At 39.5% G+C, this 25,055-nt stretch carries 22 protein-coding genes and 1 tRNA gene; 19 read left to right on the top strand and 4 right to left on the bottom strand.

All coding sequences use genetic code 11. From position 1 onward, the window contains the following. Positions 1–10: 10 nt before the first annotated feature. Positions 11–1,036 carry a FecCD family ABC transporter permease gene (locus HMPREF0766_RS07000; protein ID WP_002994944.1) on the bottom strand — a complete coding sequence of 342 codons (1,026 nt, stop codon included), beginning with the start codon at positions 1,034–1,036 and terminating at the stop codon, positions 11–13. A 7-nt stretch (positions 1,037–1,043) separates the two neighbouring features. Continuing rightward, the gene (locus HMPREF0766_RS06995) at positions 1,044–1,898 is read right to left on the bottom strand and encodes a heme/hemin ABC transporter substrate-binding protein (protein WP_002994942.1); all 855 of its coding nucleotides are present in this window, start codon (positions 1,896–1,898) and stop codon (positions 1,044–1,046) included. 266 nt (positions 1,899–2,164) lie between these two features. Between HMPREF0766_RS06995 and HMPREF0766_RS06990 the strand changes: the two genes are divergently transcribed. The 19 genes from HMPREF0766_RS06990 (at position 2,165) to HMPREF0766_RS06905 (ending at position 22,911) form a co-directional block, all read left to right on the top strand. Continuing rightward, entirely contained in the window at positions 2,165–4,543 is a 2,379-nt protein-coding gene (locus HMPREF0766_RS06990; protein ID WP_282645182.1) for a TonB-dependent receptor, read from the top strand. Between the two features lie 69 nt (positions 4,544–4,612). Further along, complete coding sequence (locus HMPREF0766_RS06985; RefSeq protein ID WP_236590511.1) at positions 4,613–5,362, top strand: HmuY family protein; 750 nt, start codon at positions 4,613–4,615, stop codon at positions 5,360–5,362. Positions 5,363–5,515: 153 nt separating this feature from the next. Continuing rightward, positions 5,516–6,259: an HmuY family protein gene (locus HMPREF0766_RS06980; protein ID WP_236590512.1), complete on the top strand. Its 744-nt coding sequence runs from the start codon at positions 5,516–5,518 to the stop codon at positions 6,257–6,259. A 55-nt stretch (positions 6,260–6,314) separates the two neighbouring features. After that, positions 6,315–7,295, top strand: a complete 981-nt coding sequence (locus HMPREF0766_RS06975; protein WP_236590513.1) for a hypothetical protein — start codon at positions 6,315–6,317, stop codon at positions 7,293–7,295. Positions 7,296–7,360: 65 nt separating this feature from the next. Continuing rightward, entirely contained in the window at positions 7,361–7,966 is a 606-nt protein-coding gene (locus HMPREF0766_RS06970; RefSeq protein ID WP_002994932.1) for a hypothetical protein, read from the top strand. An 89-nt stretch (positions 7,967–8,055) separates the two neighbouring features. After that, positions 8,056–9,030, top strand: coding sequence for a hypothetical protein (locus HMPREF0766_RS06965; RefSeq protein ID WP_002994931.1), 975 nt, complete (start codon positions 8,056–8,058; stop codon positions 9,028–9,030). 129 nt (positions 9,031–9,159) lie between these two features. Continuing rightward, on the top strand, positions 9,160–10,278 hold the full coding sequence (locus HMPREF0766_RS06960; RefSeq protein ID WP_002994927.1) for a cytochrome-c peroxidase: 1,119 nt from the start codon (positions 9,160–9,162) through the stop codon (positions 10,276–10,278). Positions 10,279–10,540: 262 nt separating this feature from the next. After that, positions 10,541–11,836 (top strand): S41 family peptidase, encoded by a 1,296-nt coding sequence (locus HMPREF0766_RS06955; protein ID WP_002994919.1) that lies wholly within the window; start codon positions 10,541–10,543, stop codon positions 11,834–11,836. A gap of 112 nt (positions 11,837–11,948) precedes the next feature. Next, positions 11,949–12,509 carry a biliverdin-producing heme oxygenase gene (locus HMPREF0766_RS06950; protein ID WP_002994917.1) on the top strand — a complete coding sequence of 187 codons (561 nt, stop codon included), beginning with the start codon at positions 11,949–11,951 and terminating at the stop codon, positions 12,507–12,509. A gap of 147 nt (positions 12,510–12,656) precedes the next feature. Continuing rightward, a complete protein-coding gene (locus tag HMPREF0766_RS06945) occupies positions 12,657–13,211 on the top strand; it encodes a TetR/AcrR family transcriptional regulator (RefSeq protein WP_236590514.1) in 555 nt (184 codons plus the stop codon). 7 nt (positions 13,212–13,218) lie between these two features. Next, entirely contained in the window at positions 13,219–14,463 is a 1,245-nt protein-coding gene (fabF, locus tag HMPREF0766_RS06940; RefSeq protein ID WP_002994913.1) for a beta-ketoacyl-ACP synthase II, read from the top strand. Positions 14,464–14,611: 148 nt separating this feature from the next. Further along, positions 14,612–14,685 (top strand) — tRNA-Pro (locus HMPREF0766_RS06935). Positions 14,686–15,180: 495 nt separating this feature from the next. Further along, positions 15,181–16,083 carry a helix-turn-helix transcriptional regulator gene (locus HMPREF0766_RS06930; RefSeq protein ID WP_201680379.1) on the top strand — a complete coding sequence of 301 codons (903 nt, stop codon included), beginning with the start codon at positions 15,181–15,183 and terminating at the stop codon, positions 16,081–16,083. 286 nt (positions 16,084–16,369) lie between these two features. Beyond that, positions 16,370–16,693, top strand: a complete 324-nt coding sequence (locus tag HMPREF0766_RS22445; protein ID WP_002994906.1) for a hypothetical protein — start codon at positions 16,370–16,372, stop codon at positions 16,691–16,693. Positions 16,694–16,707: 14 nt separating this feature from the next. Continuing rightward, the gene (locus HMPREF0766_RS06925) at positions 16,708–18,519 is read left to right on the top strand and encodes a hypothetical protein (protein ID WP_002994902.1); all 1,812 of its coding nucleotides are present in this window, start codon (positions 16,708–16,710) and stop codon (positions 18,517–18,519) included. Between the two features lie 204 nt (positions 18,520–18,723). After that, positions 18,724–19,611: a bestrophin family protein gene (locus HMPREF0766_RS06920; RefSeq protein WP_002994900.1), complete on the top strand. Its 888-nt coding sequence runs from the start codon at positions 18,724–18,726 to the stop codon at positions 19,609–19,611. 77 nt (positions 19,612–19,688) lie between these two features. After that, a complete protein-coding gene (locus HMPREF0766_RS06915; RefSeq protein WP_002994898.1) occupies positions 19,689–20,606 on the top strand; it encodes a helix-turn-helix domain-containing protein in 918 nt (305 codons plus the stop codon). Between the two features lie 86 nt (positions 20,607–20,692). Further along, positions 20,693–21,904 carry an MFS transporter gene (locus tag HMPREF0766_RS06910; protein WP_002994896.1) on the top strand — a complete coding sequence of 404 codons (1,212 nt, stop codon included), beginning with the start codon at positions 20,693–20,695 and terminating at the stop codon, positions 21,902–21,904. Positions 21,905–22,026: 122 nt separating this feature from the next. Beyond that, a complete protein-coding gene (locus tag HMPREF0766_RS06905; protein WP_236590515.1) occupies positions 22,027–22,911 on the top strand; it encodes an SIR2 family protein in 885 nt (294 codons plus the stop codon). A gap of 482 nt (positions 22,912–23,393) precedes the next feature. On the opposite strand, the gene HMPREF0766_RS06900 is transcribed toward HMPREF0766_RS06905, so the two are convergent. After that, entirely contained in the window at positions 23,394–24,056 is a 663-nt protein-coding gene (locus tag HMPREF0766_RS06900) for a Crp/Fnr family transcriptional regulator (protein ID WP_002994890.1), read from the bottom strand. Positions 24,057–24,369: 313 nt separating this feature from the next. After that, positions 24,370–24,816: a DoxX family protein gene (locus HMPREF0766_RS06895; protein WP_002994887.1), complete on the bottom strand. Its 447-nt coding sequence runs from the start codon at positions 24,814–24,816 to the stop codon at positions 24,370–24,372. Positions 24,817–25,055 lie beyond the last annotated feature (239 nt).

The following is a 25,055-nucleotide window of genomic DNA, read 5'->3' as shown; positions in this document are numbered from 1 at the left end:
TTTTAATTCGCTATTCTTCAGTCAATAAAATGTAAAGGAAAACCGGAGTTCCCAATAACGCGGTGATGACCCCTATCGGCAGCTCAACAGGAGCTGCCAGTACCCTTGCTAAAATGTCCGCCACCGTCAGTATCAATGCGCCAAATAACGCTGAACTTACCAGGACATATTTATGCTCTACACCTCCCATCAGACGTACAGTGTGGGGGACTAATAATCCTACAAAGCCAATAATCCCGGATACAGACACTGATGCTCCTACCGCCATAGTAGATAAGAGCACCACCCACCTCTTGACCCGGTCGGTACGCATTCCCAGCAGATCAGCCTGTGATTCGCCCAATGCAAAGGCATTCAATGCTTTACTGAAAAAAGGTAATATCAGCAATGGGATCAGTATAAACGGAGTAATGGCCGCCACATTTTCCCAGGTAGCACCTCCCAGACTGCCTAACATCCAGAAAGTGATGGTACGCAGTTGCTGTTCATCTGCCATATACGTAATAAGACCTGTCAACGCACCTGCAAATGCATTGATGGCAATTCCAGCCAGCAACATCGTGGTGACCCGGGGTCTTCCTTTTTTCCTGGATAACTGATAGACCAGTAAAGACGTAATGCCTGCTCCTGCAAAAGCTCCGAAAGCCAGCAGATAATAGCCGATTAACTCGCTCAGACCTACAAACAATACGGTTTCAAATGCGATAATCAGTACCGCAAATAAAGACGCCCCTGCCGAAATACCAATCAGTCCGGGCTCCGCAAGAGGGTTACGGAAGATACCTTGAATAGCAGCTCCCGAGATCCCAAGTGCTGCACCTACCAACACACCCATTAAAACACGCGGCAGGCGCACTATAAACAACACATCACTGTATATATCATCTACTGCAACGGAAGAAGCCAGCCCTATCTTCTGTCCCAGCAAGACCAGCACATCCCGTACAGGAATGTAAAATGCACCCATTCCCATAGCGACAATCATAGTGACAGGCAGAATAATAAGAAGGCTGATAATAATAATTTTTTCTTTCATCGGTATTTTACAAAGAAGCTACAATAGCTTTATTCAACTGTGCTACAGCTTCAGGTAACCGTGTACTGAAATTGATCAGTAAAGGACCATTCATCTGGATTATTCTTTTATTTTTTCCGGCTTCTGTCACCCGCATTCCCGGCATTTTCAGCACCGCATCCTTCCCTCCCAGACTGCTTACCCCAAAATCAAACATCAAAATAATGTCCGGATTCGCTTTCACCAGTGATTCAGTCGTGTAAGGTTTGAAATCTGCAAATTCCTGAACCGCATTCCGTGCGCCGGACAATTCGATAATAGCATCGAGACTGCTGCCTTTGCCCGCTACACTCATCGTACCGGTACCTCTTGCATAGACAAACAATACTTTGGGCTTACGTCCCTTCAGATTCTTCTGAGCTGCTGCCTGTACTTCAGCCATATCTTGACTAAACTTGCTGGCCAATGTCTTACCTTTATTACCATCACCTAAAGCCTGGGCGACAGCCTGGATATAGCTCATTGCACCTTTTGCAGAATAAATCTGTTTGATCGTTACGAAACGGATACCGGCAGATTTTAACTGCCGTATGATTCCTGCACTTACATCACCTTCAGGTGCCAAAATCAGATCCGGTTGATAAGCGATCAGTACTTCAGCACTTACAGAACGGTTCTTACTCACCTTTGGTAATGTAACTGCTGCAGCCGGAGATACACTTGTCACATCTGTGGCTACGATAGCGCCACCATATCCTAAAGCATATACCGTCTCTGTCAGCGCACTGCTTAATGTAATGATACGTTTCGGCAGCCCGTATACAGATACGGATATACAGCTCAAAAGAAGAAGGCAACTCAGTAATTTATGTATAGAAGTCATTCGTTTCCGATTACAATATCTGTTTACTTTACAAAACAATCAATAATTAGTCTAAATAAAAATTTTACATTTTATAAACATCTTCTCTTTTTCTCACACCACAAACACTAACAAATTGATTTAATGCAAATTACAATCAACAAAACAATAGTTTACACTCAAATAAATATCACTTTACATATAATATTTAGCAGATTTCATACAAGTTTTCTCGATGACAATGACTTGTTTTGCAATATTATTTAGATTGATTAAAAATAAAAATAGTGAATCAAATTGTTTTTTATATCAAAAACATCATCTGTATACTTTTTTTTACGGTCATGCATCAGCTTGTCTACAGCCAGCAAAAGCTTCATATCAACGGCTATATAGCAGATGCAGACGGACAGCTTATCCCTAATGCAACTGTAACACTGCTGCCGGATAATAAAGTAGTAATGACAGATGAAAAAGGACGATTCAGTTTTACGGAATTATATGAAGGAACCTACAAAATCCGGATATCCTGTGTAGGCTATAAGGCTTTAGAAAAGGAACTTGATCTGGAGAGAAGGAGTCTGCAGCAACTAAAACTCATCGTTGAAACCGATGAAACCAGTTTAAGTGAAGTGGCAATCGAACAACGCATACCCAGCGTAGATAATCTGCTCCGGGCGGAACAGGCAGCCATGCCGGTGACAGTGATCACACGCAGGCAAATTGAACTGATGGGGAGCCGACGGCTGGATGAGGTCATGAAGGAACAGACCGGGGTGGCAGTCGTAAATGATATATCAGGCGGATCCCGTGCCGTAGGCGTACAAATGCAGGGATTCAGCAGCAATTATGTAATGGTGCTGATCGATGGGCAACCTATGCTGGGTCGCAATAACGGAAATTTCGATCTTTCCAGAATATCTGTAACTAATATTGAACGTATAGAAATCATTAAGGGAGCTTCTTCCTGTCTGTATGGAAGTGATGCTCTTGGCGGAGCAATTAATATCATTACACGACACGGAGCATTAGCTCCTCAGGCCAATGCATCCATTCTTTACGGAAGCCTCAATATCGTAGATGCTACTCTTGAAGCTGAAGCACCATTTGCTTCCCAAAGAGGATCTGTAGTGGTATCGGGCAACTATTATCGGACAGATGGCTATAACAGCAACTCCTATATGAAGGATGGGACGACGCTGCCACCCTATTCCAATTATAGTTTTCAGGGACGTACGCGCTACCGGCTTACCAAAAAAGGGACAGTAGGATTCACGGCACGATATGCCGAACGGCATTCAACGATGATCAACGACTGGTCAGATGATCTGGTGAATAAAGACAATCAGACAGACCGGGATCTCAACCTAGCCGCCAGTTATGATCATCAGTTTGAAAACGGATTGCGCAGTATGACCAGATATTACTATACCCGGTATGAAACACAGATGGATGCCGAGTGGGTAAAACAAAGTGCATTGATAAGTGCACAAAAGTTCGGACAGCAGGTACACCGGGTTGAGCAACAATTTGCTTACTCCCCGGTATCATCCGTCAAACTGACAGGAGGATTAGGCGGAAGCCTCGAACTTATGGACAACAAAGAATTGAGTGTTGAGCGATCACTCAACACCGCATTCGGATACGTACAGGCCGAATGGAAAACATCGGACAGACTCAATACACTGGCCGGTGTACGCTATGATCGCACAAATGTATACGGCGGAAAAGCAAGTCCGAGTTTTGGTTTGCAATACAGCCTGTCAACCACGCTGTTATGGAAAGCCGGAATCGGTGCAGGTTTCAAATCTCCGGATTACAAAATGAGATATCAGGCATTCTTTAATCCGGCAGCCAACTACCTGGTATTAGGAACAGATGTACTCAAAGAAACCTTGCAGGCAATGGAAAATGCGGGTGAATTGAGCTACAAAAACAGCTATGTAGTCAATAAAACTGCCAACAATCTGCAGGCAGAGAAAAGTATATCGTTCAACACGGGTATAGTGTGGCAACCTCAGAAGCGTTTCAAAGCAGAAATGTCGGTGTTCTATCATCGTATCGACAATCAGATAAACAATGTGCTGGTAGGTTCAGGAACCACCATTGGGCAGATATACACATACCGCAATCTGCCCAAAGCTGTTAATAAAGGCTTAGAACTGACGCTGACAACACAATTGCTGTCTGATCTGGAACTTTCTGCAGGTTATCAATACCTCATCGCCAAAGATCTGAGTGTATTGGACAGCATCCGCTCAGGAAGGTGGCCGTTCAATCAGACCATCAACAATCCTGTGACCGGAGAATCTACGCCGGTTACAACCAAAAGTTACTGGGGAATCGAAGACCGATCACGCCATATGTTCAATCTCAAAGCATTATATGTGTACAGACCGCTGGACCTGAGTTTCAATGTAAGAACCAATATCCGTGGCAAATATCCCTTCCAGGAAATAAATGGCAACCAGTTTATTGACAAATTTGATGCTTTTGTACCGGAACATGTGCTGCTCAATATCACCATAGAGAAAAAACTATGGAACGACCGGCTATCGCTACGGGTCATAGGCGACAATATATTAAACTTTACCCATCAGTATATGCCGGGGCAACCCGGAAGAGTAATCCTCGGAGGTGTCGGTTATCGATGGTTTAAAGAATAAAACAAATCATACACAGCTATAATACAAATTATGATGAAATATCTGAATATACTAAACCCCAAAATACACATGGAAGATAAAAATCTTATTATGAATGAATTGTACCCTCTACATTGGTTCAGAAAAATAGGCTTTGGACTGTTAAGTTTGCTCTTCATCCTGAGCACTTCATGCAGCAAGAATGAAGATGATCCCCGTCCATCATTGGAAGATGGCAAAAGTACGGTCGTATATGATCTGCCTGGAGATACGGAGGCATCCATGGCCGGCAATGTGGATGGAAAGGAGAAAAGAGACTTCTACACCTTCCTTTTCAGGTTTCGCGACAAACGCCAGATCTGGATCAAAACAAAGGCAGATTCTCTGCAATGGCTCAAATCCAAAGACTGGGATCTCGCTTTTACAGGTCCGTACAATTCAGAAATATATGTCAACAATGCCAATTACGAGTACAATCCGGGATTCGGAGGACAGGCATCCAATACAGCTGTAGTCCTGGTTGATCAGGCATATGAGAATGTAACTGTCGCTCCCGACGATGCAACCTTCAGCAAAAGTGAAGTCAACAAGATCGGATGGGCTTCTTCACAGGGGTCTTACGGTTGGTTTCGCTATAGTCTGGATACTCATATTATGCAGGCTTTGCCCAATCGTACCTATATTTTACGTCTGCCCGATGGAAGATATGCCAAGCTGCAGCTCATTAATGCATATAAAGGTAATCCTCCGGCAGTCACTAATCTGAACTGGCCGGCTCCTTATTATACATTTCGCTATTTTGTTCAGCAAGACGGAAGTAAAAACCTGACTACCAGATAATAAAAAGAAGAAATTGAAATCCGAATCTTATACAGGAAACCGAATTTCATACACTAAATAGCGGTTTTAATAGCATCATCTATTAAAAATACCTTTATCTTAGCATCATTATTTAGAATTAATTTAAATAAAAATAATAACTATTATTAACACATGAAAAGTACAACCATCAACTCTTGCATCATGACGATCCAAAAGACCGTGTTGCTACCCATACTGGTAGGCTTTATCTTTATCGGCTGCAGTAAGAGTGATACCCCACAACCTGATCCGGAACCCGAACCGCCTACTGCAGAAAGTATGTTTAACACACTCATTACTGTCAAAAACTTCGGGGAAGCCTTACCGCAGGGAAGTGAACCAACGACTAAACAATCTCCTATATATTTTAGCCTGGAAAGTAAACAAGGAATCAACCCGGACTACAAGCAGACCGCCAGATGGGACCTTTCATTTGATGACATATACCGAAGTTTCCTGAATTGCAACACTCCCTTAACAGGTGGATCCGGTAAAGGCGGAATTCTTATCGTCAAACAAAAGTTTGACGATGTAACGGATGTACCGGCTGATAATCTTTTCCGTACAGGCGAAAAATCTTACGGTACGGATGACTCCGGTGCTTTTGGAGAAGGTCTGGGCTGGTATCTGTATGATTTCGGAGGAACGATCAAAGGAGGTTCAGATCCGCGTAAAGCCCATGTATGCTATCCGATTGAAGGACACACAATCATTGTCCGGACAGCGAAAGGGAACTATGCAAAAGTCAGGATACAAAGTATTTACAAAGATCTGCTAGACCCTAAAGATTGGTATAAAGATTCCCCTACACCTTATTTTACCTTCCAGTATGTATTGGTAAAAGCAGGAAGTAAAACATTTGAAATCAAAAAATAATAACCCTAGTCTTATCCGAATCCAGATGTTTAATACACAAATACGAATCAAAAACATGAATAAAGTATATACATTGCTATGCGCATTGTTTTGCCTGGCGGTGACCTTCAGCTCGTGCACCAAGACAGAAGAACTAACGCCGTTGCCGGAAGATAAAATGCTGGAATATAAAGTGATCAACCTTACAGACGATCAGGTTATCTACGGTGCTATTGACAATCAGAAAAATACAATTACGGTATATCTTCCCTTCTATTACGGTCTTTCCGTAATAGATCCGGAGATTAAACTCTCTAACGGAGCCAAATTAAAAGAAGAAATTCTTCCCATTCAGGTAGAAGCTACAGGCACAACCTATACGGTCACCGCTGCGAATGGAATCTCCAGAACATATACTTTACATATAGTTCTTCAAAGTACACCTTCGCTGGCTGTATCCTGGCAGACTCCGCTTGCTCTTAGTCAATCTCCGGGAAAAGCTATGCCCGCTATCCTGGGTAATTTTGCACACAGCAATGCCAAACTTGTTAAGGTTACCCTGATCAATCAGGAAAATCAGAAACGCTATAGTATGGGAGTTAACAGTGCTTCTATAATGACTAGTGGAAACGACCTCTATCTTCTGCGCTTTAACGGTACAGAATATATAGACAGGATTCCTGCCGACATTACCAATGGCACGTACAAAGTGGAGGTACAAAGTCTGGGACATACCTCTCTTATCGCAGAGCCTCTGACGATCACTTATGTACAGCCGGATGTCTATCTTCCCAAGTCCTCCATAGATCTTAAGAAAACAGATGAATGGGAGATTGTTCCCCAGTCCAACACTGTATTTCTGGGACTGCAAAAGGTTACGGCTACCGTCAATGGAAAAGACTATGTACTGCCTGTCAAATCATGGAGCAGAACAGCGTTAAAGGTTGGTTTTCCAACAGATTTTCCGGGAGGAAATTTACCAGCTGTAACCGTCAGGTTTGACTTCGAAGGATGGAAGTCCGTGACATTGAGTGCCTGGTTAAATATTACAACATAAGCATCCACAAGCCCATTGGGCATATATATATCTTAAATATTAATAACTTTTAAAAACACAAAAAAATGACAACAGTAAAATCATTCTTCAAAACGGCCTTAGCCATCGCAGCTTTGGCAACACTTACAGTATCTTGTAACAAAGACAATGAAAAAGTAACTCCCTTAGAGTTAAATAAAGCGCAGGCAAACTCTTCTCTATATGTTATTGATGGTCAATGGTGGTCACCAATGAATGCGGCTAACTGGCCGAATATCTATGTAGATCTTTCAGGTTCCGGAGATCAAAGCACAAATGCATCAGATATACATCAGGTAATTTTCGGTAGCCATGTAAATGGTAATATTTCTGCGGGATCAGGATATGCTATCAAATTTATCGATAAAGACTATAGTACAGTAGTGGCATCAGACTGGAATTCAAGCTCTGCAATTTCAGCTACTACACTTGGTCGTCAGACTACTACTACACCTCCATACGGATGGTACACATACAATACTACAACACGTGCTAACGAAGCTATCGCAGGACGTACTATTTTAGTAAGAAGCGACGATGGATCAGAAATTTATGCTGTGAAACTAATTGAATTCACAAATGTAAGCCAAACAGGTTCAGGAGCAGGTCTTCAGGTTAAGGCTGATGCAAACATTGCATTCAAAACCTTATAAAATTTAATCAAAATGGATTGTCGGTAAGTGGATGTGCCGACAGTCCGTTTTCAATCACACATCCGCATACACTTTTATTTGTAAGCGCTATGCAACTTATTACCCAAATACAAAAACCTTATAATTCCTTACTCTTACTATCTGCGCTTTTTGCGTTTCTGTTATCTTCATGTTCCAAGGAATATGTAGATTTCCCATACAATGAGATTGAGAGCTTTGAAGTGAAAGATGCCAATGGCAATACACTATCAGCCAGTATCGTTAATAATGAAATTATCCTGTATTGGCCACCCTATCAGGAAGAACCCGGCACATTGACACCAACTATTGTCGTATCCGATCGAGCCAGTATAAGTCCGGCCTCAGGAACAGCTATCAGCATTAAAACAGATGAACCTGCTCAGTATACTGTAAAAGCGCAGGACGGAACGACAAAAACGTATAAATTAAGGCTACAGATCAATCAGCCTATGATAAGTGCCAGAGTATCTTTATCTGAAGATATGATATACAATATTGCATCATATCCGACAATTGTAATAGCTACGCAGCATATCCTGACCGATAAAACGAAAACAAGTGCCTTCCTGATTGATGAAAGTAATAAAGAGACCAAACTAACCATTGAGACATTAGAAGCAAATGGTATCAGTGTAGTCGTACCGGCAGAACCCAATATCGGCACCTATCGGATCAAAATTATTTCTGGAATACGCTCCGTTACAACGGAAGCATTCAAAATAGCTCCACCCGTATTCGGTGCAGTGGTTGTAAATGATATGGTGAGACGTAATATCAAACGAGGTGAAAAAATAATACTTAAATACAATGCCAGCCTATTTAAAAAATACTATAGCGATTCCCTGAATTCCCTTAAACTACTTGATCTGGCTCAGGTAGAACACACTGTAACAGAGGTGAATTACAATGAAGCCAGCCAGGAAATCGAACTTACTATTCCTCAGACAGTCGGATTGGGAAGAATAAGAGCTCTAAATGCTTATGACAAAAACGGGACACAGCTTGGTCGTATTGTAGCCACAAATTATACCGTTACGATGTAGCAAAAATAGAAGGTAAGATAACAACGCTCAATTCATATCGTCAATACTATATTCCCAATATTATAACCTCTTTATTCATACGGTGAGTATCTGAAATTACAAATACTCATTTACTTACATTCTGATTTCATGCTATGTACTGCCTCTAAATGGTTAATTACACTAATCATATTTGCTTTAAGCGCTTGTAGCAAAGCAAAAGGTCCGGATACAGACCCTCCTGTTACTCCGGTAGAAAAAAGTCTGAGAGCGCAATATGAAGCCAGTTCATCCTTATGGCCCAAACCTGTGCTCGATGAAGGGATTACGCTCCGGGAGCTGGCCCTCATGCCCGCCGGTTCTGTTGATCCTGTTGCTCAGCGTAAGATTCTCGCTTTGGGTAAAGTCCTCTTATTTGATCCGCGTGTTGGTCGCGGGGACAATTCCTGCTCTTCCTGTCATAATCCTGCAACCTACTGGGTAGACCGAAAAAAAACGGCTGAAGGTATTGCTACGCATCACCGCAATACACCTTCTATGGAAAATGTGTGGTATGTCAACGGCAGACTCTTTCATGACGGCCGGGCAAAGACTTATGCAGAGCAGATTGCTGAGGCTATCGAATCTCCGATCGAAATGGGAGGCAATACCTATACACTACCGGCTAAGCTGTCTGCTGTAGACGGTTACCTTTCTCTCTTTGCAGAAGCATATGGAGACCAGGAGATAAACAGACAACGTATACTGAATGCTATTGCAGTATATTCCCAAAGTATTGTAAGCGGAGAGACAGCCTTCGATAGATTTCTGAAAGGTCAGTATACAGCGCTCAGTGACCAGCAGATCGAAGGTTTACATCTCTTTCGAACCAAAGGAAGATGCCTGAATTGCCACAACGGACCATTTCTGACAGATCTGGAATATCACAATTTAGGATATGCAAAAGATCATACTGGAGCTCTTGATAATGGCAGATTTATAGCCACAGGTAAAGAATCAGATAAAGGCAGGTTTCGGACAGCAGGTCTTCGTAATGTAGCACAAACCTATCCTTATATGCATAACGGCAGTGTGGGCACATTGGATGAAATGCTGGATCTGCTGGGTCAGGGAATGCCTCAGACAAACGGACAGCAAGTCAATGGCGAACTATCCCCTCATATCAAAAATCTGCGTTTGACAAGTACAGAACGAAAAGCCATAATCTCATTTTTAGAATCCCTGAGCAGTGAACAATCACCGACTGAAAGACCTGTGATACCGCAATAATAAAACACAAAACCCCGAAGCTGTGAAGTTCCGGGGTTCCATTGTCAACAGTAAAATACCATTGGACATATATATCTTAAGGATGCAAAAATATAATTATCAACCGATTATCAGAAAGATAAAATGTTAAAGTTTGTAAAACTTTAACATTTATAGCCATAATTCTACATAAGTACCCGCAAAAATATATACACTATAATCATGCTGTCAAATCTAATCAGTAAATTAGTCTCTGAATTAACTAACTACAGAAATACAAAAAATGCAAAAAATATACAAGTCCCGGCAGCCATATTACAATATATGGAGCAGATATCTGCTATTTCTCTTCGTTCCTGCTTTCTTTCTCGCCAGTTGTAAGAAAGATAAGGATCCCGGTCCGGAAGAAGAAGAGATCATTTCCCCGACTACAGGGACACGTACCCAATTTACCCTGGATTCGATCTTCCTGTATGCCCGTCATGTATATCTCTGGCAGGATGCTTTACCAACATATCAGGACTTTGATCCGAGAACCAGATACGGGAGCATCAGCCCTGAATTAACAGCATTTAAGAAAGAGCTGTTTGATATTACGCAGTATAAAAAAAACAGTGCAGGTATTCCGTTTGAAAACCCAATCGGGACAGGCGTTCCCAAATATTCCTATATTGAAAAAGGAACAGGCAGATCCGGATCTACTGCCGCTATCGCATCGACTTCTTCTCCTATACTCTATCAGAAAACCTGGCAGGAGGGGAATCAAAGTATAGGATATATTGCACTGGGCTCCTTCCCTCTTCTCAGCAGTTGTCAGGCAGCTCTGGATGAATCATTTGCAGCAATGGCAGCATTTGCACCTGCAAATCTGATTATTGACCTGCGAAGTAACGGAGGAGGTTATGTAGAGACAGCGACATACCTGACAAATCTGATTGCGACTACTGCTCTCAACGGAAAGGTCATGTTTACCGAACAATTCAATCCGATCATGCAAAATGGTAAAGCTACCATACTCAAACATCAGGTCTATCTGAACGAACAAGGTAAAACAGTGTCCTATGAGGGACGTGTGGCAACAATGGCAGATGTGGATTTTTCAGAAAAAGAAAATACAAAAATTTTTGAAAAGAAAGGAAAACTGGAATCTGTCAAAAACATCTATTTTATTGTCACCGGCAGAACAGCTTCAGCAAGTGAGTTAGTCATCAGCAGTCTGATGCCGTATTTCCCGGTGAAGCTGATCGGACAAAAAACATACGGTAAACCTGTTGGTTTCTTTGCTATAAATATCGATCAGTATAACCTGTATCTTGCCAGTTTTCTGATTCGCAATGCAAATGGCTGGTCAGACTATTTTAATGGCATACCGGTAGATGTGACTATCACCGGCACTTCAGCTCTGCCTCTGGGAGATCCGAATGAACCCTATCTGGCGGCAACACTGGATCTTATCAGCGGGAAGGTCAAATCCACTTCAGCGCGTTCAGCAACCACACAGAGCACCCAAACGGAAAAACAGGAGATTCCCTATGTGCCCATGATCAAAAGCGATCTGAAACTGAAACCTTTAAACTGATGCGAAAACTAAAAAATCGAAATTCATAGATCAATAAGCAGAAATCAGCATACAACACAAAGAATTAATACGAATATTTGTATTAAACCGTTAAACTAATAAAGAATATACCATGTTAAGTCAATATATCAAAGAATCAACCAAATCTGCACATCAGGCACTGGAAGGTACAGTGGTGCGACAAATGAAAGCCATTCGATCAGAAGCTGATTACGCCGATTTTTTAAATAACTTTTATATCTATTTCAATGCTATTGAAAAAGCAATCCTGCCTTACATCAACACCGATGTACTACACGACTATGCTGATCGAAGAAAATCGGATTACATCAAAGCTGATATTGAGTCACTGGGAGGAACTGTAGAAAACCGATCGGATATTAAAGTTCCGGAAATCAGTAATCCGTTGGAAGCATTAAGCGCATTGTATGTACTGGAAGGCTCTGTCATGGGAGGCCCCATTATTGTACAGATGCTTAATAAATATGGTATACACAAAGGCACCTCCTTCTTCTCCGGATATGGTGAGGACACAGCCAAGATGTGGGGAATATTCACTGCAGCTCTGAATGCTCAGGGTGAAAATCCGGATACACATCCCAAAGCCATAGAAATCGCCAACGAAACATTTTCACGCTTCGGAGACGTATTCAATACGACACAAGTTTCCTAAAAATAGCTTTATCTTTTTTAAGACGGGTTAGCCAGCAGGCTTCCCGTCTTTTTTATTGATCCTTATTTTCTATATCACACCACTCCTATTGCAGATATAAAAAATAAATTTGCCTACCTACATGTAGGTAAGTATATTTGCATGGATATGGATACACGATCAGCCATACTTACATTAGCAGATAAACTCATTCGGGAGAAGGGGTTTAATGCCTTCAGCTTTTCTGATATTGCCAGACAACTGAATATAAGAAATGCATCTATTCATTATCATTTCCCTACCAAGACCGCATTGGGAGTTGCTGTAATTGATTATCATATCGACAATTTCAAAAAGACAAAGCACAATTCCGCGAATCTTTCAGCGTTAGAAAAACTGGAAACTTTTTTCGGTATCCATGCCCAAATACAACTGGAAAAAAGAGTCTGTATAGTAGGATCATTAGCTCCGGATTATCATACACTGGAAGATTGTATGACGGATAGACTCAAGGAATTTTCGTCTGTAATGCTGGATTGGGTTACCGGATTTTTAGAAGAAGGTAAACAATCGGGCGTTTTTAATATGAATACAGATGTCCGGACAAAAGCTCTTTTGATCATATCCAATATGATTGCTATTGTTCCGCTTGCACGGCTGACGGACAAAAATGATTTCAAACTAATAAAAGAAGCTATTAAGAAAGAGCTTCTGCTAAAATAACAAGAAAATGAGAAGAGTAGTTATCACTGGACTTGGAGCTTTGACTCCTATCGGTAACAATGTAAAGAAATTCTGGCATTCCCTTATCCATGGCGTAAGTGGTGCAGCACCCATTACAAAATTTGACAGCAGTAAGTTCAAAACAAAATTTGCCTGCGAACTTAAGGATTTTGATCCGCTGGATTATATGGACAAAGCCGAAATCCGCAAATATGATCCTTTTACCCAATATGCACTAATAGCAGCAGAAGAGGCTATAAAAGATGCTAATATCAATTTTGAAGAGTTAAACAGAAACAGAATCGGAGTGATATGGGGATCAGGAAACGGTGGTATACAAACCTTTCAGCAGCAGGTGAGTGAATTTGCGCTTGGAGATGGTACTCCCCGATTCAATCCGTATTTCATCCCAAAGATGATTGTGGATATTGCGGCGGGTATGATTTCTATAAAATATGGTCTCAGAGGTATCAACTTCTCCACTGTATCTGCCTGCGCAACCTCCAATACGGCTATTATAGATGCTTTCAATTATATCCGGTGGAACAAAGCTGATATGATCATTACAGGCGGATCGGAAGCGCCTATTACAGAAAGTTCTGTTGGCGGATTCAATTCTGCGAAAGCCCTTTCTACACGCAACGACGCCCCAGAGCATGCATCCAGACCATTTGACGTAAACAGGGACGGCTTTGTCATGGGTGAAGGTGCCGGAGCGCTGATACTGGAAGATCTGGAAAGTGCAAAGAAAAGAGGTGCAACTATTATTGCAGAAATCGTAGGTGGCGGAATGGCAGCAGATGCTTACCATATGACAGGTACACATCCGGAAGGTGAAGGCGCTTATCTGGGCATGCTCGCGGCATTGGAAGATGCAAACCTGCAACCTCAGGATATAGGTTATCTGAATACACATGCGACTTCCACAGCGCAGGGAGATCTGAGTGAACTGAGAGCTGCCCTGCGTGTTTTCGGAGCAGAAAGCAATGTACATATCAGTGCTACAAAATCTATGACAGGGCATCTCTTAGGTGCTGCCGGTGCAATCGAAGCAATTGCTTCGATCAAAGCTGTTCAGGAGAATATCATCCCTCCTACCATCAATTCGGTTGAAATCGAACCGGAATTTAAAGATGTATTTGATTTTACGCTAGCAAAAGCGCAGCAAAAAGAGCTGCATTATGCAATGAATAATACGTTCGGATTCGGTGGACATATTGCAACTTCTATTTTCAAAAAATATACTGATTAAAAGAGTTTTCTGAACACTCAAAAAACTTGGGTCTGTTAATATCCGGAAGCATTCAGATCTGATGCTTCCGGATAAATATAAAAATCTCAGGATCTGATCAAAAAAAATTGATTATAAGCGTTCTCTTTCCTTTATTTGTATTTCCTTTCGGGATGTAGCGTAGCCCGGTATCGCGCCAGCATGGGGTGCTGGAGGTCGTCGGTTCAAATCCGGCCATCCCGACATAAGCCAATCAAAAGTTGGCTTTTTCTGTTCCAGATTGCTTTCCTGAAATTTTTTATAATCCCATTCTATATTTAACCTGAACATCTTAATCAATGCTATATAAACTTCACTATTACATATAGACCTCAAAAAAGACAAAACAAAAACACTTTAGAGAAAAAAAATATCATTAAATAAATACGAAAATAAAAAAAATACTATTTTTGATTATTTAAATTAATCTGCTTTTATCAGACAGTGTGGAATCAAATTGATAGTGAAAAATAACTTCACTAATGAAAAGAAGTTATTTTAATGTCGAAATGTATATATATTATATTTTTAACACCATCACTTTCCTTGCTTTGAATTTTAAAAGAATAGGTATAAAACACACAAATAAGACATATTATTACTAAATAATTAATTTAAAAAATTTATTAAAACCTCTAACCAAACAACAAATTAATTTAAATTATTATGTTAGCGAAATACTGGAATTGCATAGTAAATATGCATATTACAAAAGAGATGAATAAACTGGATATTATACAAGCCAGGATAGTGAATCAGATTGTATTTCTAAAAGGCACTTTTTTTATAGTAGATTCAATAAGAGACTGGGCATTTGGATTGATATCAAATGTATTTGTTTTATTTTCATTTGGTTGTCTCATACTTTCTTCATTCTTCTTTCCCAAAGCACGTTTTAATCCTTATATTATTTTCACAGCCTGTCTGACCGTTAGTTTTCTTATCTTTTACTACTCGTCAAAAGATGGATTTGATAATGGAATTACTTTTTATTATTTTTCACAACTAACTGTTGTTTTACTTCTGTTAAACAGAAAGTCACTGATTATCACCTTCTATTTAATCATCTTTATCTTATTCTGCATTAGCCACATATATGATTTCAGACTTATTAAAAGCGATCTGATCGTTACTGAACCACTTATAGAAACTGTGCGCATCATTACTTTTATACAGGCATTTATGCTGCTCTCCATGGCAGGCTATTTTATCGTCTTCAAACACAATGAACTTCTCCGGCTATATCAGCAGGTATTAAGAAGCGGAACCATAATATCTGATCTCCGAAAAAGATTAAACGACCATCAAAAAATTAACATAGAAGATATCGTTAAATTGGCCATAGATAACGACGCTGCCTTCATTCCTTTGTTTAAGCAGAATTTCCCTTATTTTTATGATAATTTGAAATCTTTTAACAAGCAAATGACCGGTGAAGAGTTTAAGTTTTGTGCATTGCTAAAATTAGGCTTTACAACTAAAGATATAGCCGAATATAATCATTTTACAGTTCGAACGGTTCAGACTAAGAAAAACAGGCTTCGCAAATCATTTAATATTCCTTCCGAAAAGGATTTATATGCCTGGATAGATGGCGTATAAGTATAAGATCCAACATTACGGCAAAAGATCAGAACCTTTGATCAATGACAATTTCCGAAATCCAGTCTTCTTATTATCATAAACCAAAATAATTCAATTGATTTCTGATTACATCCTGATACTACCTATGTATAAATAATTTATTCTGAGGTGTATCTATGTTGTAGGTATTCATTCAGGTGTATCTATGCTGTAGCTCCACATTGTACCTTAGTAGTAGCCTATCTGTAGCTATATAGTAGCATATACTATAATATTGTGTTGCGATTTTTTAATTGAACGAATCATGAACACAACACACGAAAGGAAAGCAAATCAAAATTATCCGCAGGCACCTCTCCGGCCAGTTACGCGGGAAATACAAACGGAAAATCATTGCCATAGGGTAATTAGCTCCGATACAACTACTTGTGCAAACACAACTCCAATTAACAAGGTGAAAAAAGATGCAAAAAACTATACTGCGCCAAAAATTACAACTATCCGGATAGAAATGGAAAACGGAATAGCAGCAGGCTCAGCAACAGCTATCCCGGCAAGCACAAATAAATCTGTTGATGAAACATGGGATAATCAGAATATGACATCTGACAGTCCTATTTACTGGTAATAATTATAATTTGTATGAAAAAAAAGATATCTACATTTCTTACAGCTTTGATGCTGTCAACAGTTTCATTTACTATATTTTCCTGTAAAAATGAAAAAGAAAACTTGCTGGGTGAAGGCGAAACGACAGTAACCTTAAACTTAATCGGACTTTCTGAGGCCACAGAAAATCCTTTACAAAAATCATCACTAAAAGGCCCTCAAAACACAGTAACTTATGTTACAGAAGTTCCTTATAACAAAGACTACACGATTATTGCCAGTGTCACACCTGACATACCTGCTGAAAAAATTAATGGCCAGTCAACATTGAATCGCTCTTCATGGACAACCACCCCGCAACCTGCCATAACCAATTCTATTGCTGCGGATGTAAAGTATCTGGTGATGGTCTTTGATGAAAACGGTAACCGGATCTTCGCTCAGGAAAAAGTATATGACAGTCAGACTCAAAGCCTTGTTGCAAATCAAATGACACTCAATGCAGGCAAGAAATATACTTTCGTAGCCGTTTCAAATAACACTTCTACAGCTCCTGTATTCAATACATCCGCAACAACCCTTAGTGATGTCACCAATACAATAGCTGTTAACCATACTACTGACTATCTTTATTTCAACAGCGGACAGGTTAATATTGTATATGGCCAACAGAATTATATCAATATTACTTTTAAGCACATCAATAGCCGCATAAGCCTGAATCTGGATGCAACCGCTGAAATGGGACATATCACCGCTATCAGCGCTAGTGTTGCAGGTTCCGGATCTGTGAATCTTGCGGCTAACGGGACGGTTACTTCTACATCATCGGCGGCATATAACAAGGCATTTGTTTTCCAGGAACTTGACAAGCAAAACATAAGCAGTAATTACCTATTAGTATCATCAGCAGGCAATGTACATAATATAAATATTACCTCTGTATCCATAAACGGATCTCCGGAAAGAACAAATATTCCCGCCATCTCTATTCCTGCAGGAGCACTGGAAAAAGGAACCAGCTACAAAATAAGTCTTAGCTTTCAGGCAACGGGTATTGTGGCAGGCGGACTTGTATGGGCCAGGGGTAATCTGGCCTATGACTGGACTAATAATATCTACTACAACCGATATTACCCACAGGAAACAGGATCCGATTACAAAGATTTTGATTACTGGAATTATGCTACAAATCAGGCAAATCCTTTAGTCCCGAAAATGATTATTACCGGTTACGGAGACTTCTGGAACAATGCTAATAATGTATATTATTTTACAGATGGAACCAATGAAAACAGTATTTCAAAAATTCCTTTAAATGATCCTTGTAAAAAAATTGCCGGTGGTAAATGGAGGATGCCTTCTCTTCAAGATTTTCAAAACCTTGGCGTATACAAAGTACACAATGGAGGAGATATCAACGGAACTACGGACGGGCTACCTCTCACTACTCTTGCCGGAGGAACGATGCATCCAAACGGCAACATTACAGACAACAATTTTCCGTATGTCTATTTTGAAGGTATAAATGAAATTACGGGTGGCGCTGTACGCCTGCGGTTCTATAAAACCGGACGTTATTATGGCAATGTTACTCAGGCAAATCGTGATGCTGGACCCCAATATGGTGGCAATACAGCCTATATTGCTAATGCAGCCGTATACATGGCAAGTGATGCATACAATTATGAAACGGGCACATTATATAGAAGGCCGTACATGCCGGCCGTTTTTAATAGCGATGCAAGCGGGGGCACTAATACCTTTATAACCCGGAGAAAAGATCTTTATAACGATTGGTCAGCGGATGACAGAGTACCTATCCGCTGTGTGAAAAATCTGTAAAAAATAAAAGAACTGTATTATTCCCCAAATCTATTTTTCCCCCCGGCTCCATCAGGTTTTCCCAAAAAACGGAGTCGGGTCCTTTGTTCATACACGTATTTTTCTCCAAGAAAAAACATTCTCTAAAAACAATGAATATAAAATATTGTTTCTTACTTAATCTGCATTTAAACAACTGCAATAACACTATTTAATTAGGAACATATGCTATTGAACAAACGTATATCGGTGTGGGATTTTATTAAAATAATAAAATTTGACTTACTTTACATTGTCACCTTTTCTCTACTGATCGGATGGGTTTCTCATGAGAAATATCTGGAATCTATTGTTATTCCCTTGCCTATCATTTCTACTATGGGAACTATTGTTTCCTTATTACTGGCTTTTCGGACAGCCCAATCGTATGACAGATGGTGGGAAGCCCGGATTGTGTGGGGTGGTATAGTCAATGATTCGCGTACGCTGATACGTCAGTTAATACAATTTTTACCTGATAGCGCCCAACAGGAAGTTGCTTTATTTGCAGAACGTCAGATCATCTGGAATTATGCGCTTAGTGAATCTCTTAGAAGAATTCCGTTTTCAAATAAAGTACAGAGCTATCTTGACAAAAATAATATGCATGATTACAATATACCCAATACCATACTCAGTGCACATAGTATGCAACTCAAACAATTAGCGGAGAAGCATCAGATTACAGAATTTCGTCAGGTACAGATCGATGAGACACTAATGCGTCTCTGCGATTCAATGGGAAAGTGCGAGCGTATAAAAAACACCGTATTTCCTTCATCCTATAGTGTATTGCTGCATTTTATGATCTGTGTATTCATTGTTATGCTTCCGTTTTGTTTAAGCGACAATCTGATGTATGCTAAAATTGCATTGACGATAGGTATACCGGTTATCTTTATTGCCATTGAAAAAACAGCTATTATGATGCAGGACCCATTTGAGAATTCACCGATGGATACGCCTATGACAACCTTAAGCCAGACCATTGAAATGAATATTCTGCAACAGATCGGTCAGCAGAATGTCCCAAAACCGACGCCACCTGCACCTGAAGAATATTATATTATGTAAAAATAAAATGATTAGAGAAGGATGTTTTTTACAAAAGCACAACAATAGCCTTCATTTGATTTTTGTAATTTTAACGCATGGAAGCAAAGGAAACTTTAGAGGAATATTATATCAGATTATGTAAGCCTGTACCTCCCGAATTCGGTATATACGGGGCCAATGCTGCACATTTCAATATTCTGAAAAGAGGAAATTGTTTCACTACCCTCAATTTTGCCCGAAGAGACTATTACAAGATTGTCCTCACCCGTGGAAAGGCACTTCTTCAAACTGAAAAAGGAGAAGTACTGATTGATAAACCGGCTCTATTTTTTTCGGACAGAAACATCCGGTTTGGCTGGGAAAATCTGCCTGAAGATCAGGAAGGTTTCACCTGTTTATTCAATGAATACTTTATCACGACTACAATACGCCAGTCTTTCCGTAAACTTTTCTCCTTATTTAAAGATGATGTATATCCCTTTCTTTTTCTGAATGATATGCAATACGAGCATTTACATCAGTATTTTTCAAGTATGCAGCGGGAGTATTGCAGCAATTTCAATGATAAAGATCTGCTGCTAAAAGACCTGCTCAACCTGGTTATTTACACAGCAATTAAAATCAAGACGACCAGTATGCCTCTCGATTCCGGCATCCACCAACAGGATATCGTTACCCGATTTATGGATCTGCTGGACAATCAATTTCCGATCGAATCTCCTGTACCGGGCTTGCAACTCAGAACCCCGGCTCACTTTGCGGACAGCCTGCATATACACGTCAACCATCTTAATCATAGTCTCAAAGTAAAGACAGGTAAAACCACGAGTGACTGGATAAAGGAGCGTATACTTACAGAGGCTGTAAATCTACTCTTGTACAGCGGTTGGCGTATCTCCGAAATTGCAAACGGACTTGGCTTTGAGTATCCCCAGCATTTCAATACTTTCTTCAAAAAACATATGGGCTACAGCCCCCGCCAGTACAAACTATCCTCTGCGGCACATATTTGATTTTTGTACTTTTTGATTTGAATTACTTATTTTTTACTTCTTTCATATGAACTAATTTTGTACGCTGATCCGATACAAATAAGGCTATGAAATTATACAATCCCAAATACGAAGGCGTCTGTACACTCTCTATTTTTCTGATGATACCCCTTTCGGGCCTTGTCACAGACGTTTATCTCCCCTCCTTTCCTGAAATGCAGAAAATGTTACATACCCATTCGGCTGGTATTCAACTGACATTAACTTATTTCCTGATCAGCTACGGCATTTCCCTGCTGATAGCTGGCAGTATAGTAGACAGCTTTGGCAGATACCGCATTGTACTGGTTGCACTCACTGCATTTCTATTGAGTAATCTGGCTATTGCTACTATTCACAACTTACATTTTATATATCTGATGCGGGTTTTGCAGGGAATTTCAGCTGCGTTTATAGTTGTCGGAAAACGTGCTTTTCTGGTAGATATTTATTCGGGCAGGAAATTACAGCACTACACCAGTATGCTGACGATTATCTGGGCTATGGCTCCCATCACTGCTCCCTTTATAGGTGGTTATCTGCAACAGGCTTTCGGATGGACTGCAAACTTCTATCTCCTGGCAGGCTATTCTCTGATCTGTCTTCTGTTAGAATTGTTTTTTTCAGGAGAAGCGCTTCAGGTTCGCAAACCTTTTGATACACTAAATATCCGTCAGTCCTATCAACATGTACTCGGAGCACCCGATTTTAGTATAGGTCTGCTGGTATTGGGGTTCAGCTATGGCATGGTGATGGTATTTGGAATGGCAGCGCCCTTTATCGTTGAACAACGGTTTCATTTCTCTGCAGTAACGACAGGATATTGTGCACTGTTGTCCGGCCTTGGGCTGATGACGGGAGGAATTTTGGGTAAAACATTACATAATAAACCCTTCTTTTCAAAACTAGTTAGCGCGGTGGCCATACAGCTTGCCCTTTCCGTTATTATGTATGCTTCTTCAGGATATAATCCGGGCATATATGTGCTGATGGCATTTGTATTGTGTCTGCATGTTATGTCGGGCTTTATTTACAACATTTACTTTACATATTGTCTGACCCGGTTTCCTGCACATGCAGGTGTAGCCAGCGGATTGACAAGCGGCGGATGCTATTTGGTCACTTCTCTGGCCAGTATGATCCTGATCAAGACCATTAAAATCAACGGCCAGGAAGGGCTGGCGGTCAGCTATTTTATATTTGCACTGTTAATTGTCTTATCCCTCATTGTTTTTATGAAATCCGTAAAGCCTTCTGAAATACCAACAGTGAGCCATTAATTTCACAGACTGATCACATGGGTTTATATTGAAAATTAGCGATTAATAAGGTATATTGGCACAACCCTTACTGTCCGTCGTGCCACGAACCCGATCCATATGGGATAATGAAACATTTTGAAATGGAAAACTCAGAAAATACATATGCTTTACTGATCGGAAATGATATTAATAACATTTCACCTGGAAAAAGCTGGAATGATCTTCTCCAGGAGATTAAAGCAAAGTTTCACATTCAGGATATTGAAGATACGGATAAGCCTTTTCCAATGCTCTATGAAGAAATCTTTTTAAAAGCAATAAAAGGAGGAATGAAGCACGAAAAGGAACTTAAAACGTACATAGCCAATCGTGTTACTCAGATCAATCCAAACAGTATACACGAGCAAATTCGTCAACTTCCGGCGGCTCATATTATGACTACAAACTATGAGTATACTTTGGAAGGACAAATCCCGGTTAATAACAATAGCGTCGTAAGAGAAACAACTTACAGCGTATACCGCAGGCATCAGCTACACAATAAAACGTACTGGCATATTCATGGAGAATGTAACAGTCCAAATTCTATCAATCTCGGATACGAACATTATTGCGGACAATTACAGGGAATGAGAAATTACACCATATCAGGCACAAACTACAGTAATCCGAGAGTTAACAATACATCCTTTATCAGGCAATTATCCAAGGGAAAAAGGTTAGCATGTCAATCCTGGATTGATCTGTTTTTCACTACGGATATTCATATTTTCGGCCTTGCGCTGGATTTTGTAGAAACAGATCTGTGGTGGCTCCTGACTTACAGGGCAAGGAGTAAATTTTACAAACGAAGCTCCTTTATTCGTAATACTATATATTATTATATTCCGGAACATTATACCGAACGATCAAAAGCAAAGCTGGATTTATTGAAAACACATGATGTAAAGATCGTTATCATCAATGAAAATGATAAACAATCTTATTATCAATGTATTTTGGACAGGCTCAAAAATAGTATATAACAAAAAAATGCTTTTCTGTAAAAAGCACGTCTTTAAAAATTTACTAATTCTGTTGATTGGAGAAGATTAACCGGATGTTAACGCTTCTTAGTTTCTGAGGGAGTCTCAGTTGTTGTTGGATTTACAAAACCCCAGTTAGTTACATAATACAAGTAGGGATTCTTTTGAAGTTGTGTTTGTTTTACTTTTTGTTTTTTAATCATATACTATTCCTTTCTTTTTATTTTTACTAATATACGCAATTATTGCGCCAATTCCTAATATAACACTAAAATTATTAGCAAAAACAGTAATACATGATACCGCTGTGACATTCGAAAGACACCTTTAACAATATGCTATACAACTAAAAACTAGCGGGTTATCAATACAAAACTATCTGAAATCTGTATATATTAAATTATTATTAAGTTATTATATGCAAAATATTAAATCCCAAAAAACATTTCAGTTTAACTCTGAAAATCCACTCTTGCACATACTCAGGAGTTATTACTTTCTTCAACTGTAATTTTACTTTTCGCAATCTCTCCCCTGAGCCTGCTGAGAGAGACGTGTGTAATGCCAAGATAAGAAGCTATCAGACTATGAGGAATACTGTTTTCAAGATCCGGAAACTGACGTCGAAAAAACAATAGTCTTTCTTTCGCATCATAACAACGCAGGAAGACTTTATTATGAGAGATATGTAGAATCTCTTCCTGAATATAGTGTCTTTCAAATGCTTCAAATTCTTTAAATAATTTCCGTAATCTCTTATATTCTTTCAATGAAATTTCGGCAATTACAACATCCGTCACTGCATGAAGACCAAAGATGCTTTTATTATTTTTCGTGCGGAGGAAATGAGGAGTAATAAGAGCTTTAGGTATATAAAAACCTGTGGTCACTACGTTTTCTTTTTCACAGGAGTTATATCTGTGAAGTATTCCTGATAATAACACATATTCCGAATTATTGACCTTTCCTTCAAAAAATACAGCACTTCCTTTCACAAGTGTTCTTATTTTACATTTTTCATAAAACATTTGTTTTGACAGGGATGATTTTATCCCATGTTTATTTAATAAGTGTTCCAGTTCTTTTCTTACTTTTCCTTTAGTATAAGAACAATTACTTTTTGTCTCATCCACCAATTTTTCCATAGCTAATTATTTTTAAACGTTATGTCCTTTTAAATTCAATATGTAATTGAAGAAAGCAGACTCTATATTTAGATACAGAACCTACAGAGTCCTGCAATACAAATTATTAAAGAAAGCTATTATTAGTGTTTATATGATAAAGATTGAACTTGCACCCTATTCCTCAAAGGGTAAATATATAAATACTTCCATTAGAATAAAAATTTTTAACCAAATAAAGGTTAAATAATTTCATTTGTATAAATATTATTTCAAAAAAAAGGCCACCTTAAAAAGACAGCCTTTATATAATCTCACGGAAAGTGATCCTCTTTTATATTTTACGGATATATCCGGGTTTATTCATTGCATTATCAAGGGAATATGAGCCCGAGCCTACAATAAAAAATACGATAAGTAATATCAGTACAATCAAAGAAAACCAGAATTCAGAATTCAGAAAACTAAATCCGTCTGTAATATTCACAAAAAACACAGCTCCCAGCAATATGGGAATTTGAAATGCAACTGCTATCCGTGTAGAAAGTCCTAAAGCAATGAACAACCCTCCTACCAGGTGAGCAAATGCTACGTAGTGGACTGCAGACCATATGGATAACTGAAAATTCGTTTTTTGAATGAGTCTGGATACAGAATCCGTATCCATGATAAAACTAACTCCTTTTGCAAAGATCACAATTCCTAATGCGATTCTTAGTACATCTAGCCAGCGGGGATGATGGGCATCTCCCCAGTGCTCAATCTTGCTTATCAGGTTCATAATAACCTCCTCTTTAATGGGTTATATAAAGTTAATAATAAAATTTGTTCAAAACATCAGTTTTATTGTAACATTTATTGCTGCGCTCTGCATTAAAGTGTCATCCTAAAAAAGAAGACGCCCAAAGTGGGGAACTCTGGGCGTCTTTCTAACCAATTATTAACCTAAATTATGAAAAGTACTGATATAACGACTGGAAAGCACAGCAAATTACATCAGTCCTGACATTTTAAGATTTT

This window comes from Sphingobacterium spiritivorum ATCC 33861 (genome assembly GCF_000143765.1).
GTDB lineage: Bacteria > Bacteroidota > Bacteroidia > Sphingobacteriales > Sphingobacteriaceae > Sphingobacterium > Sphingobacterium spiritivorum.
The sequence above is the reverse complement of the archived record's forward strand: the minus strand, read 5'-3'. Positions and strand labels throughout refer to the sequence as shown.